The organism is uncultured Pseudacidovorax sp., assembly GCF_913773995.1.
In the GTDB taxonomy this organism is placed as follows: domain Bacteria; phylum Pseudomonadota; class Gammaproteobacteria; order Burkholderiales; family Burkholderiaceae_C; genus Xenophilus.
This window is the reverse complement of the sequence record NZ_CAJYES010000053.1, coordinates 1-12,260: the sequence shown is the minus strand read 5'-3', so window position 1 is coordinate 12,260 and position 12,260 is coordinate 1. Positions and strand designations below refer to the sequence as shown.

The following is a 12,260-nucleotide window of genomic DNA, read 5'->3' as shown; positions in this document are numbered from 1 at the left end:
CATGGCGCGGGCCCGGTCCACCAGGTTGTGGGCCGGGCCCGCGCCATGTACTCGGCCACGCTGGGCCATGCCCACCTCGGCGATGCCGACGCCGTGGCGCCCGCCTTCGTGCAGGGGCCGCTGCGGCGGGTGCGCCGCGAATGGCGCGAGCTCGCACGGACGCAGGCGGGCGCGTATGCCGCGCTGACGACCCTCCCCGAGTCCCTGGTGCGCAGTCTGGGCGAGGCCGTCGCGGCCCTGTCCGAGCTGGCGGCTCGCTCCTCGCCGGAGCTGCCGGGCCCGCTGCAGGCGCTGTTCTTTGAACTGCTGGCCGTGGTGCGGCTGGCGGATGTCTTCGGTCCGCATTCGGTGTTCGAGGTGGCGAACACGGAGGCGGGCGAGCCGCTGTCGATCACCGTGCGCAACCTGGTGCCCGCCGGCTTCCTGCGGCCGCGTTTCGCGGGGGCCTCCACGGCAGTGCTGTTCTCCGGCACCATCGCGCCCTTCGGCTACTACCGCGACCTGCTGGGCCTGCCCGAAGACACCGTGGAGCTGGAGGTGGATTCGCCCTTCCGCGCCGAGCAGTTGCGCGTGGAGGTGGCGCGGGATGTCTCCACGCGGCTGCGCGACCGCCTGCGTTCGCTGCCGCGCATCACCGCCGTGATGGCGCAGCAGTTTGCACAGCGGCCGGGCAACTACATCGCCTTCTTCAGCAGCTTCGCCTACCTGGACACGGCCTTCGACGCCTTCGCGCGCCAGCATCCCGACGTGCCGGTGTGGCGCCAGTCGCCCGCCATGTCCGAGCGCGAGCGCGCGGACTTCGTCGCCCGCTTCGTGCCGGGCGGCCGTGGCATCGCCTTCGCGGTGCTGGGCGGCGCCTTTGCCGAGGGCGTGGACCTGCCCGGCGACCGGCTGGTGGGCGCCTTCGTGGCCAGCCTGGGCCTGCCGCAGCACGACGAGCCCAACGAGGTGCTGCGCGAGCGCATGGAGGCCATGTTCGGCCAGGGCTATGCCTACACCTATCTCTATCCGGGCCTGCGCAAGGTGGTGCAGGCCGCAGGGCGGGTGGTGCGCACCGAGCAGGACACCGGCGTGGTCCACCTGTTGGACGACCGCTTCGCGAGGTCCGAGGTGCAGGTGCTGCTGCCGCGCTGGTGGAAGGTGGGCAGCGGCCCTGCGCCTTGACTTGCGCGGTGGCCGCAGGCGGGCGTGCACGCAGCCGCCCTGTGCCGGTTTGTAGGACGAATCGCAAATTGGCCCGCCGCCGGTTGACCCTGGCGGGCCGGCACGGGCAGAGTTCGGTCGCCTTCTGAACGCCCCTCCGAATGGACAAACCGCCTTGCCTTGCCTGGCCAGCGTCAGCCCGCTGCCCCGACGCGCCGCGCCCCCCGCGCCCCCGGCGCCCGACTACCGGCGCATGGTCGAGGCCGTCGAGGACGACGCCATCTTCATGCTCGATGCCCACGACGTGATCCTGAGCTGGAACCGCGGCGCCCAGCGCCCCAAGAGCTACGAGGCCGCCGAGATCATCGGCCAGCACTGCTCGGTGTTCTATCCCGACGAGGTGCGGGGCACGGCTATCCGGAGCGCGAGCTGAAGGAGGCCCGCACGGTGGGCCGCTTCGAGGACGAGAGCTGGCGCCTGCGCAAGGACGGCACCCGGTTCTGGGCCAACGTGGTGATCTCGGCCATCTTCGATGCGGCCGGGGTGCTCAAGGGCTTCGCCAAGGTGACGCGCGACCTCACCGAGAAGCGCCGCGTGGCAGCGCTGGAGACCGAAGGCCGGCGCATCCAGGAGTTCCTGGCGCTGCTGGGCCATGAGCTGCGCAACCCGCTCGCGCCCATCTGGAGGCGATGGACGAGGGCGCCCGCAACGGGTCGGCCGCCACCGCCGCGCCTTGTCCACGCACCGCGCCGCGACGCTGGAACGCGGTTTCGCGGCGCATCTGGCCAAGCCGGTGGACGTGGGTCCGCTGGAGCGCAGGCTAAGGCGGCTGGCCCCTGCGGTGTCGGCGATGCCGGCTGCCGGCAACGACTGAGCCATCGCGCCTCGGCGGTCCGGGTGCATCGACGCCAGAACTAGCGCCGCGAGCGCATACCCCAGTTCCACAGCTTCTCGCTCGGCAGGGGCAGCACCATGAACCAGTGCTCCACCACCGCCAGGCTCAGGAGCGTGGCCACCAGTGTGGCCCCGGTGGCTGCGAACGCGCTGGCGTCGGGATGGGTGGCGGCCTGCCACACGGCGCCAGCGCCGAGGGTGCCCATCAGCACCGAGGTGGCGAACAGCGAATTGCGCGGCCTGCGGCGGAAGTAGCTTTGCAGGTAGCGCAGGTGCTCCGGCAGGAACTGCTCATTGAGGTTGCGCACGCCCAGGAAAACGTTGAGCTTGGCCGACAGCCGCATCACCCATAGCACGGCGAAGGTCCACACCGCGACAGGATTGGGCTGGCCCCAGCACAGCCACAGGATGGCCGCGCCCAGCACCAGGAGTGTGAGCTCGTGCCACAGGATGGCCATGATGGCGTGACCGGCGCGTGGCCAGCCCGTGGCCTGCGACGGGCAGGGGCGACGGCGCGGACCGGTGAGGTAGCCCAGCAGGAAGGCCAGCTCCTGCCAGCCCCACACCGCGATGGTGGCCGTGAAGGCCAGGTAGGCACCGGTGGCCCGGGTGTCCTGGGACGACACCGCCACGCCACACAGCGCGACACCCAACAGCACGGTGGCCGCGCCCATCAGCGGGGCATGCCAACGCCGTGGCAGGCCGTTCAGATAGAGGATCACACCCGTGCTCGCCCACCAGACCAGCAGGGTGTAGAGCATGGGGCCGAGCACACGCATGGGCGGGGCGTCGATGGCGGACCGACGGCTACCAGACGGGTGCCACGCGCATCTGCGCCGGCAGCGCATGCCGGCGCACCGGCTGCAGGTACAGCCGCGTGAAGCAGCCGGCCGCACCCATTGCGGCCCAGCCCCGGGCGATGCCGCCCACCAGGCCGCCACGCGCCTTGGCGGCGTCGATGCGCCGGGACCAGTGCAGCAGCCGGTCCAGCCCGGCGCGGAAGGCAGGCGCGTCGGTGTCCAGGCTGATTGGGAAGACCTGGCGGCTGATCTCGGTGGTGATGCCGAACACCTGATAGTCGTAGCGCGTCGGGTCCATGCCCAGCGCCTCGGCCAGCCAGGGGCGCGTGTGGTCGCGCACGTACATCGTGGCGTAGACGGCCAGCAGGAAGAAGCGCACCCACAGCAGGTTGGCACCGCGCAGCAGGTGCGGCTGCGCCCGCATCAGCAGCGCGAAGGATTCACCGTGGCGGAATTCGTCGTTGCACCAGCGTTCGAACCAGCGAAAGATCGGATGGAAGCGGTGCTCGGGATGCTGCTCCAGCTGGCGGTAGATGCTGATGTAGCGGGCGTAGCCGATCTTCTCGCTGAGGTAGGTGGCGTAGAAGATGTACTTGGGCTTGAAGAAGGTGTAGTGCTTGGTCTGTCGCAGGTTGACCAGGTCGATGCCCAGGCCGAAATCCTTGAGCGACTGGTTGAGGAAGTTCGCATGCCGCGACTCGTCGCGCGTCATGTAGCGCATCAGCTGCCGGATGTCGGGGTTCTGGACATGCTTGGCGATCTCGGCATAGAGCACGCAGCCGCTGTATTCGCTGGTGAGGGAGCTCACGAGGAACTCCTGGAAGTCGCGCCGCAGCTGCGGCGACCACGCGGCCGAGGCGCTCGCCACCTCGGCGGCGAAGGTCGCATCGCGCTGGAAGTGGTCGTGGTTGTTGTCGCCTTCGTACTCGGCCATCATCGCGTCCCATTCGGCGCGCACCGGCGTCACGTCCAGGCGGTCCATGGCGGCGTAGTCGGTGGTGTAGAAGCGCGGCGTGAGCACCGTCTCCTGCTTGGCCAGCCCGGCGGCGTCCTGGGGGGTGTGCAGATCGGCTTGCATGGGGCGTCCTTTCAGAGAAGGCGGGCGAAGGTGGCGGCGTTGGCCGAGCCGAAGGCCTCGAGGTCGATGCGCCGCTGCGTGGCCGGATCGACGAGGGTGAGCCGGCCGTCGGCGCGGCCGATCAGCTCGAAGGGCAGCTGGTCGCCCAGGCTCTGGCGCTTGCGCTCGCGCACCAGGCCACGCAGCGTGCTGCGGATGAAGCCGCCGTGACCCGGCTCCACCGTATCGAGTACCCGGCCGCTGCGATCGTCGATGACCTGCAGGCTGCCGTCGGCCGCGTCGACGAAGCGCAGGGTGCGCAGCGCCACGGCCGGTGCGTCGGCCTGCTGGCGGATGTCCATGCCGCTCAGCCGCACCCACGCCACGGCCGCCAGCGCGCAGAGCAGGAGCGCGACCAGCGCACGCAGCGGGGTGGGGGACAGGTGGCCGGCCGACATGTTCAGGTCCCGGCGTGCGCGGCCTCGGGGGCCGCTTCGTGCGTGCGCACCGGGGGCACGGCCTTCACTGTCTGCACCGCCCTCACTGGGCGTTGCGGCAGGGGACGCGCCGGTCCGGCGGCCGGCTGCGCGGTCACTGCGGGGCGAGGCTCCGCATGTGCCTGCTTGAGCGCCGGACCCAGCAGCGCGGTCAAGGCGGCAGCCTCGGCGGCCGGCAAGGCCCGCAGCATGGGCTGCGGACTGCGCAGTTGCCAGGGCCGCGCATGGGGCCACAGGTGGGGATAGGCGATGCGCTCGTCCCCGGCCAGCGTGAGCGCGATGTCTGCGCTGTGCCGGCGCTGCCGCAGGTCGGCCGACGCGATGCGCGCGAGCGGCAGGTTGAAGGTGATGGACAGCACCACGCCGATGCGCATCACCACGCGCCGTTCGGTCAGCGTGTAGACGCTGGTGCGGGCGATGAGCCATGCCATGGCGCCGATCAGGCCCAGCGCCAGGACGATGGGCGCCAGCATGCCGGCGCAGCCTGCCAGGGCCGCGGCCCAGCCGGCGCCGTCGTGCAGGTCGCTCACCAGGCGCCAGCCCAGCAGCAGCGCGAAGTAGGCCGCCACCTTGCGGATGTGCAGCGCCTGCACCGCCACCAGCGCGGCCGAGGGGCTGCCCTGCCACAGCAGCCGCTCGCCCGGCGGCAGGGCCTCGGGCAAGCCGTGCCGGGCCTCGAACTCATGCTCGTGCGCGGGCGCGAGCAGGTTGATGGCCTTCACAACAGTGGCTCCTGGCGCGCCGCGGTCGCGTACAGGGTACCAGCGCCGTAGTAGGCCATGACCTTCTCTTCTTCCAGCAGCGTGACCTGCCCGGCATCGCGCAGGCCGGGCACGTCCTCGAACTGCCAGCCCAGGATGGCGCGCACCTTCACCCCGCGCTGCTGCACGCGGGCGAAGTTGATCGGCAGCAGCACATGCCGGCCGCCCTCGGTGCGCACTTCGAGGTAGCGGAACATCATCTCGGCGCGGTCCACCCACAGGTCCACGGCGGTACCGCCGGCCACCATGTCGGCGCCATACACGGGCAGGCCGCGCGGGTCCACGTCCTCGTGCGCCACGCCGAAGCCGGGGGCGGCGCGTAGCGGCACGATGCGGGCTTCGCCCTCCAGCGTGCGGTCGGGACGGTCCGCGCGGTCGGCCCAGGCGCCGGGGCCCACGCCGGCCAGCAGCGGATTGCCGGTGGGCTCCAGCGGCAGGCCGCGCCAGACGCCTTCGTGCAGTGGGGGCTGGTTGTCGCGCCGCGCGTTGGGTACCTGCACCGTGTTGCCATCGGCCATGCGGTAGGTCTTGGGCGAGGGCACGGCCGGGAGGCCCTGGTGCACGATGCGGCCCGAGCGGTCCGATTCGAGTGGGTAGCCTTCGCGCTTGTTCTCGCGGTGCAGGTAGTAGATGAGGCCGGCGAAGAACACCCAGAAGGCATAGAGCACGAGCTGCGCGACGTCGATGTATGCGGTGATGGCACCAGTGGGCATGACCTTCTCCTTCAGCCGGGAAGCCCTGCCAGCCCGAAGGGGCCCGGCGGGGATGGGGGGGAATCGCGCCATGCCGCTCGGCGGCTGCGCACCAGGGGACCGATCGCCACCAGCGCCGCGAACAGCAGGGCGATCTCGATGTGATAGACGGTGCTGTAGGGCACCGAGGGGTCGGTCATGGCTGGGCCCAACAGGCCCTCGCCCGCCAGCCAGCCGAACAGGTCGCGCAGCAGGCCGCCGGCGGCGGTGGCCAGGCCGGCGCTGCCGGCCTGCACCGCGCCCCAGGCGCCCAGCGCCAGGCCGGCCTGCCCGTCGACCTTCAGGCCCATGGCCACCACCAGCATGCTGACGGCGTACAGCCCGCCACCCAGGCCGATGCCGAAGGTGCCGGCGCGAAAGAGCAGGATGGACTGCAGCGGCGCCGAGAAGATCACGGCCGCAAACGCGATGATGCCTGCCAGCACACCCAGGGCGGCCAGCCGGTACGGGTCCGCGCCGCGCTGCAGCTGGCGCGCGGCAAAGCCGAAGGCCAGCAGCGAGCCCAGCGCCAGGCCAGCGGTCAGCACGCTGGTGGCCGACACCGACAGGCCCAGCACGCTGCCCCCGTAGGGCTCCAGCACCACGTCCTGCATGGCGAAGCCGGCGGTGCCCAGGCCCAGCGCGACGAGATAGCGACGCGCCTGGTGCTGCGCAAGGAACGCGGCCCACGCACGGCCGAAGGGCGGCTCCGCAGCGGCCTGTGTGGCCACCGAACCTCGCGCCTCCTGCTTCCACAGGGCCACGCCATTGAGCAGCAGGGTGAGCACCGCCGAGCCCTGCACGACCGCGACCAGCCGCGTGGGCGAGAAGTCGACCAGCGCCAGGCTGAAGCCGATGCTGCCCAGCAGGATGCCCAGCAGCAGCATGAGATACATCAGGGCGACCACGCGCGGACGCTTGTCCGCGGGCGACAGGTCGGTGGCCAGCGCCAGGCCGGCGGTCTGGGTGGTCTGCATGCCGAGCCCCACCATCAGGAAGGCCAGTGCCACGGCCGCCTGCGGAACCACAGGCAGGCGGATGGCCGCATCGCCGCCTTCGCCGCTGGCCGACATCAGCAGCAGGGCGAAGGGCAGGATCGACAGGCCGCCGAACTGCAGCAGCGTGCCGAACCACAGATAGGGCACCCGTCGCCAGCCCAGGGCCGAGCGGTGCGTGTCGGAGCGGTAGCCGACCAGGGCCCGCCATGGCGCGACGAGCAGCGGCAGCGCCACCATCACCGACACCACGCCCGAGGCCATGTGCATCTCCACGATCATCACCCGGTTCAGGGTGCCGATCAGCAGGGCCGCCGCCATGCCCACCGACACCTGGAACAGCGCCAGCCGCAGCAGGCGCGGCAGCGGCACCTCTGCGCTCGCGGCGTCCGCGAAGGGCAGCAGCGCGGGCGACAGCCGCGTCCAGAGCCGGATCAGGCGGGGGGTGGGGCGGGCCATGGCGCGTGTCAGGGCTGTCGCCGGGCCATCTCGCAGGCCTGCGAGGTGTAGAAGCCGCTGGCGATGCGTTCGGTTCGGGCCTGCTGCCAGCCGGGCAGGCGCTGCGCGAGGCCGCGACGCAGGCCGTCCACGCCCACGGGCACGATGGCCGGCGCGCGGTCGCCGCGCGGAAAGAGCCGGCCCACTGCATGCATGCCGGCCAGCAGCGGCGTGCGTGGCGCCACCGTGAAGAGGATGCCGTGCCGCACGCGCCCGGCCCAGCCTTCGAGCAGGGCGGCCGCATCGTTCGGGCTGTAGTGGATCAGCGAGTCCATCGCCACCACATGGTCGAAGGCACCGTCGTCGGGCGCACGCATGTCGCCGCTGCGCCAGACGATGCGCTCGCACAGCAACTCGGCATCGGCCTCCTGCCGGCAGCGCTGACGGCCCAGGTCCACCAGCGTGGGCGACAGGTCGATGGCCAGCACCTGGGCGCCGCGGCGCGCGGCCTCCGTGGCCAGGGCACCGGTGCCGCAGCCGGCGTCCAGCAGCCGCAGGCCGTTCAGGTCGTGGGGCAGCCACGACAGCAGCGTGGCGCGCATGCGGTCGCGCCCCGCGCGCACCGTCTCGCGGATGCGGCTGACCGGTGCGTCGGAGGTCAGCCGCGCCCAGGTGGCGGCGGCCGTGCGGTCGAAGTAGGTCTGGATCTCGCCGCGGCGGCGCAGGTAGGCGTCGCGCGGCGCATCGGTGTCGGGCCGGTGGGGCGAGGCAAGGGGCTCGGGCAGGGCGTGGGAGCCTTGGTGTTTCATGTCAATCGAATCCGAGAAGGTCGAAGAGGTCGCGGTCCTTGAGAGGAATGGCCTCCATGGGCTCGCTGCCCAGGTAGAGCGCAGCGGCCAGGCGCATGTACTCCGCCTGCACCTTCGCCAGCTCGGGCGAGGGCTCCATCTCGAACAGCGTGCTCTTCTTGAGGCGGCTGCGGCGGATCACGTCCAGGTCCGGGAAGTGGGCCGCCAGCGTGAGGCCGGTGCGGGCGTTGAAGCGGTCGATCTGGTCGGTGGCGGCGCTGCGGTTGGCGATCACGCCGCCCAGCCGCACCTTGTAGTTGCGCGCCTTGGCGCCGATGGCCTGCACGATGCGGTTCATAGCGAAGATCGAGTCGAAGTCGTTGGCCGTCACGATCAACGCGCGCTCCGCATGCTGCAGCGGCGCCGCGAAGCCGCCGCAGACCACGTCGCCCAGCACGTCGAAGATGACGACGTCGGTGTCCTCCAGCAGGTGGTGCTCCTTGAGCAGCTTGACGGTCTGCCCGACCACGTAGCCGCCACAGCCGGTGCCCGCGGGCGGGCCGCCGGCCTCCACGCAGCGCACGCCGTTGTAGCCCTCGAAGACGAAGTCCTCGGGCCGCAGTTCCTCGGCATGGAAGTCCACCGTCTCCAGCACGTCGATCACGGTGGGCAGCATCTTCTTGGTGAGGGTGAAGGTGCTGTCGTGCTTGGGGTCGCAGCCGATCTGCAGCACCCGCTTGCCCAGGCGCGAGAAGGCGGCCGACAGGTTGGAAGAGGTGGTGCTCTTGCCGATGCCGCCCTTGCCGTAGATGGCGAACACCTTGGCGTTGCCGATCTGCACGTTCGGGTCCAGCTGCACCTGCAGGCTGCCCTCGCCATCCAGCCGTCGTCGGCTCACGGTGCGGATCGGGACGGATTCGAGGGTGGTCGTCATGCCACGATCCTTTCGACGAAGACGCCTTCCAGGCGGTCCTCGAGTTCATCGCCGGCCTGGCGCAGGGCTTCGAGCGTGGCGGCGTCGGGCTGCCAGTACCGGCGGTCGCAGGCTTCGAGCAAGCGGTTGGCCAGCCGCGCCGACGCGGTGGGATTGAGCCGTGCCAGGCGGTCGCGCATGGCGGCGTCCAGCACGAAGGTCTCGGAAAGCCTCTGGTAGACCCAGGGCTGCACCTGTCCGGTGGTGGCGGACCAGCCCAGGGTGTTGGTCAGGTGCACCTCGATCTGGCGTACGCCTTCGTAGCCGTGTTCGAGCATGCCCTCGTACCACTTGGGATTGAGCATGCGGGTGTGCGTCTCCAGCGACACCTGCTCGGACAGCGTGCGCACGACGCCGGCGTCGCCCGTGGTCTGGTCGCCGATGTAGACCGGCAGCGGCCCGACCTCGCCCACAGGCGTGCGGCGGGCGCGCTGCACGGCACGGCTGATGCCGCCCAGGGTGTCGAAGTAGGTGTCGACCGTGGTCACGCCCAGCTCCACCGAGTCGAGGTTCTGGTAGGCCAGCTCCACGCTCCGCAGCACGCTGGCCAGCAGCGCGGCCTGCTGTACCGGGCGGCCGTTGCGGCCATAGGCGAAGCCCTTGCGGCGGGTGTAGGTCTCGGCGAGCTCGTCTTCCTCGGCCCAGGCGCCGTTGTCGATCAGGCTGCCCACGTTGGCACCGTACGCCCCCTCGGCATTGCCGAACACGCGCAGCGCCGCGGTCTCCAGGTCGCAGCCCTGGGCCTGCTGGCAGGCCAGCGCGTGCTTGCGCACGAAGTTCAGGTGCTCGGGTTCGTCGGCCGATGCGGCCAGGAAGGCAGCCTCGGCCAGCAGGCGGATCTGCGCGGGCAGCAGGTCGCGGAAGATGCCCGACAGCGTGACCATCACATCGACCCGCGGTCGGCCCAGCTCGGCCAGCGGCACCAACTCGGCGCCGGCCAGCCGGCCGTAGCTGTCGAAGCGCGGCAGCGCCCCGATCAGCGCCAGGGCCTGCGCCAAGGGTGCGCCTTCACTCTTGAGGTTGTCGGTGCCCCAGAGCACCAGCGCGATGGTCTCTGGCAGCCCATGACCCTGCTCGACATGGCGGGCCAGCAGGCGGGCCGCCTGCCGTGCACCATCGAGCACGGCGAAGCGGCTGGGCAGCCGGGTCGGGTCGAAGCCGTGCAGGTTGCGTCCGGTGGGCAGCACGGCCGGATTGCGCAGCAGGTCGCCGCCCGGGGCGGGATGCAGGTAGCCGCCGTCCAGGGCATGCACCACGGCGGCGAGTTCATGGTCGGCGGACAGCAGACGCGCCGTGGTGGCCAGCGCCTCCATCTGCGCGCGTCGCGCGGCGTCGGCGGAGCGGCCTTCCTCCAGCAGCAGCTCGGCTGCGCTGGTGCCGGCGACCAGGCGTGCGATCTGGCTTGCGTCCGGTGCGGCGCCCGCCGGAAAGCCGGCATCGGCGCAGGCGCGCAGCATCTCGGCACGTTCGGCGGGCGAGGGCACCTCGCCCAGCACGTGCAGGCCGTGCGGGATCAGCGTCTGCTCCAGCGTGGCCAGTGCCGTGCCCAGCGCGTGGACGGCCGCCTCGCTGCGCGCGTCCCAGTCCTCGCCCCGCTCCGGCAGCAGGTGCAGCGCGCGGCCCTGGGATTGCAGCAGCGGGGCCAGCGCGGCGCGTTCGGCTTGCGCTTCGGGCGGCAGGCCGCGCCAGCGCTGCAGCGACGCCTGCAGCTCGACCAGCCCCTGGTAGAGCCCGGCCTGGGCCAACGGCGGCGTGAGGTAGCTGATCAGCGTGGCCGCGCTGCGGCGCTTGGCCAGCATGCCTTCGGACGGGTTGTTGGCGGCGTAGAGGTAGAAGTTCGGCAGGTCGCCGATCAGGCGGTCGGGCCAGCAGTCACCCGACAGCCCGGCCTGCTTGCCGGGCATGAATTCGAGCGCGCCGTGCGTGCCGAAGTGCAGCACCGCGTGGGCGCCGAAGTCCTCGCGCAGCCAGCGGTAGAAGGCCGAGAAGGCATGGGTGGGCGAGAAGCCGCGCTCGAACAGCAGCCGCATCGGATCGCCCTCGTGTCCGAAGGCGGGCTGGATGCCGACGAAGACATTGCCGAAGCGCTCGCCCAGAACGTGGATGCCATGGCCGTCGGCCTGCTGACGTCCGGGCGCGGGGCCCCAGGTGCGTTCGATCTCGGCCAGCCAGCGCTCGCGGCGCACATGCTCATTGGCCGGGATGCGCACATGCACGTTGGCCATCGCGCCGTAGCGTGCCGCATTGCCCACGAGGAGGCGCCCGCGCAGCGCGTCCACGCTGGGCGGAAGGTCGACGGTGTAGCCGGCCTGCTGCAGTGACCGCAGGGTGTTGTACAGCGAGGCGAAGACGGCCAGGTGCGCGGCCGTGCCGGTGTTGCCGGCATTGGGCGGAAAGTTGAAGAGCACGGTGGCGATGCGCCTCTGGGCCCGCTCGCTGCGCCGCAGCGCGATCAGCTTCGCCACGCGGGCTGCCAGCATGTCGGCGCGGTCGGGGCAGGCCTGCATGTCGTGCCGGCCCTGGTCCGGCGCGAAGGTGCAGTGCCGACCGCAGCCGCTGCAGGCGTGGCCCGCGGCATCGCTGCGGCCGCCGTAGACCATGGCGCCGGTCGAGCCGTCGAGCTCGGGGATGGCCACCATCATGGTGGACTCCAGCGGCAGCAGCCCGCGCTCGGAGCCGGCCCAGGCCTCCAGCGTCTGGAACTCCACGGGCAGCACCGACAGGTAGGGCACGTCGAGCTGGCCGAGCACTGCCTCGGCGGCCTGCGCGTCGTTGTAGGCCGGGCCGCCCACGAGCGAGAAGCCGGTGAGCGACACCAGGGCGTCGATCCGCGGCACCCCGTCCTGCATGAAGAAGCGCTCCACCACGGGCCGGGCATCGAGGCCGGTGGCGAAGGCGGGGAGCACTTGCAGTCCGCGTGCCTCCAGCGCCGCGATCACGCCGTCGTAGTGCGCCGTATTGCCCGCCAGCAGGTAGGAGCGCAGCATCACCAGGCCCACCGTGCCGGCCACCGGCTTGCCGGCCAGCGCGATGGGCCGTGGCAGCTTCGCCGCGCAGTCGCCGATGCGCCCGGCCATGCGCGGGTGGTAGACGCCCAGCTCCGGATACTCGGTCGGCTCGGCGGGGCGGGCGCGTCCGCGCAGGGCGGCGCGCGGCCCGTCGGCATAGCGGTCGATCAGCAGG

At 71.6% G+C, this 12,260-nt stretch carries 12 protein-coding genes; 3 read left to right on the top strand and 9 right to left on the bottom strand.

Annotation, left to right across the window (positions count from 1 at the left end; all coding sequences use genetic code 11):
• The 3 genes from QZ772_RS04895 to QZ772_RS25485 all read left to right on the top strand — a co-directional run.
• The coding region (locus QZ772_RS04895; RefSeq protein ID WP_295523601.1) for an ATP-dependent DNA helicase at positions 1-1,164 on the top strand (1,164 nt) is incomplete at its 5' end.
• A 154-nt stretch (positions 1,165-1,318) separates the two neighbouring features.
• The gene (locus QZ772_RS25490) at positions 1,319-1,576 is read left to right on the top strand and encodes a PAS domain-containing protein (protein ID WP_366510534.1); all 258 of its coding nucleotides are present in this window, start codon (positions 1,319-1,321) and stop codon (positions 1,574-1,576) included.
• Between the two features lie 14 nt (positions 1,577-1,590).
• Positions 1,591-2,061: a PAS domain S-box protein gene (locus tag QZ772_RS25485; protein WP_366510533.1), complete on the top strand. Its 471-nt coding sequence runs from the start codon at positions 1,591-1,593 to the stop codon at positions 2,059-2,061.
• On the opposite strand, the gene puhE is transcribed toward QZ772_RS25485, so the two are convergent.
• The 9 genes from puhE to QZ772_RS04845 all read right to left on the bottom strand — a co-directional run.
• Positions 2,058-2,816, bottom strand: coding sequence for a putative photosynthetic complex assembly protein PuhE (gene puhE / locus QZ772_RS04885; protein ID WP_295523599.1), 759 nt, complete (start codon positions 2,814-2,816; stop codon positions 2,058-2,060). The two genes, QZ772_RS25485 and puhE, sit on opposite strands and share 4 nt — an antisense overlap.
• Before the next feature lie 28 nt (positions 2,817-2,844).
• Entirely contained in the window at positions 2,845-3,915 is a 1,071-nt protein-coding gene (gene acsF, locus QZ772_RS04880; RefSeq protein WP_295523597.1) for a magnesium-protoporphyrin IX monomethyl ester (oxidative) cyclase, read from the bottom strand.
• Between the two features lie 11 nt (positions 3,916-3,926).
• On the bottom strand, positions 3,927-4,352 hold the full coding sequence (puhC, locus tag QZ772_RS04875; protein ID WP_295523595.1) for a photosynthetic complex assembly protein PuhC: 426 nt from the start codon (positions 4,350-4,352) through the stop codon (positions 3,927-3,929).
• Between the two features lie 2 nt (positions 4,353-4,354).
• Positions 4,355-5,113 carry a photosynthetic complex putative assembly protein PuhB gene (gene puhB / locus QZ772_RS04870; protein WP_295523593.1) on the bottom strand — a complete coding sequence of 253 codons (759 nt, stop codon included), beginning with the start codon at positions 5,111-5,113 and terminating at the stop codon, positions 4,355-4,357.
• Entirely contained in the window at positions 5,110-5,865 is a 756-nt protein-coding gene (gene puhA, locus QZ772_RS04865; protein ID WP_295523591.1) for a photosynthetic reaction center subunit H, read from the bottom strand. Before puhA ends, puhB begins: the two co-directional genes overlap by 4 nt.
• 11 nt (positions 5,866-5,876) lie before the next feature.
• On the bottom strand, positions 5,877-7,337 hold the full coding sequence (locus tag QZ772_RS04860) for a BCD family MFS transporter (protein ID WP_295523589.1): 1,461 nt from the start codon (positions 7,335-7,337) through the stop codon (positions 5,877-5,879).
• 8 nt (positions 7,338-7,345) lie between these two features.
• Complete coding sequence (gene bchM, locus QZ772_RS04855) at positions 7,346-8,125, bottom strand: magnesium protoporphyrin IX methyltransferase (protein WP_295523587.1); 780 nt, start codon at positions 8,123-8,125, stop codon at positions 7,346-7,348.
• A 1-nt stretch (position 8,126) separates the two neighbouring features.
• Positions 8,127-9,038, bottom strand: coding sequence for a ferredoxin:protochlorophyllide reductase (ATP-dependent) iron-sulfur ATP-binding protein (bchL, locus tag QZ772_RS04850; protein ID WP_295523585.1), 912 nt, complete (start codon positions 9,036-9,038; stop codon positions 8,127-8,129).
• On the bottom strand, positions 9,035-12,260 hold a 3,226-nt coding region (locus QZ772_RS04845), incomplete at its 5' end, for a magnesium chelatase subunit H (RefSeq protein WP_295523583.1). The genes bchL and QZ772_RS04845, both read right to left, overlap by 4 nt.

What these genes read in the sequence shown, in the direction of transcription:
- puhE (WP_295523599.1), bottom strand. Translation starts at nt 2,816, where the DNA reads ATGCGTGTGCTCGGCCCCATGCTCTACACCCTGCTGGTCTGGTGGGCG.
- acsF (WP_295523597.1), bottom strand. Translation starts at nt 3,915, where the DNA reads ATGCAAGCCGATCTGCACACCCCCCAGGACGCCGCCGGGCTGGCCAAG.
- puhC (WP_295523595.1), bottom strand. Translation starts at nt 4,352, where the DNA reads ATGTCGGCCGGCCACCTGTCCCCCACCCCGCTGCGTGCGCTGGTCGCG.
- puhA (WP_295523591.1), bottom strand. Translation starts at nt 5,865, where the DNA reads ATGCCCACTGGTGCCATCACCGCATACATCGACGTCGCGCAGCTCGTG.
- QZ772_RS04860 (WP_295523589.1), bottom strand. Translation starts at nt 7,337, where the DNA reads ATGGCCCGCCCCACCCCCCGCCTGATCCGGCTCTGGACGCGGCTGTCG.
- bchM (WP_295523587.1), bottom strand. Translation starts at nt 8,125, where the DNA reads ATGAAACACCAAGGCTCCCACGCCCTGCCCGAGCCCCTTGCCTCGCCC.
- bchL (WP_295523585.1), bottom strand. Translation starts at nt 9,038, where the DNA reads ATGACGACCACCCTCGAATCCGTCCCGATCCGCACCGTGAGCCGACGA.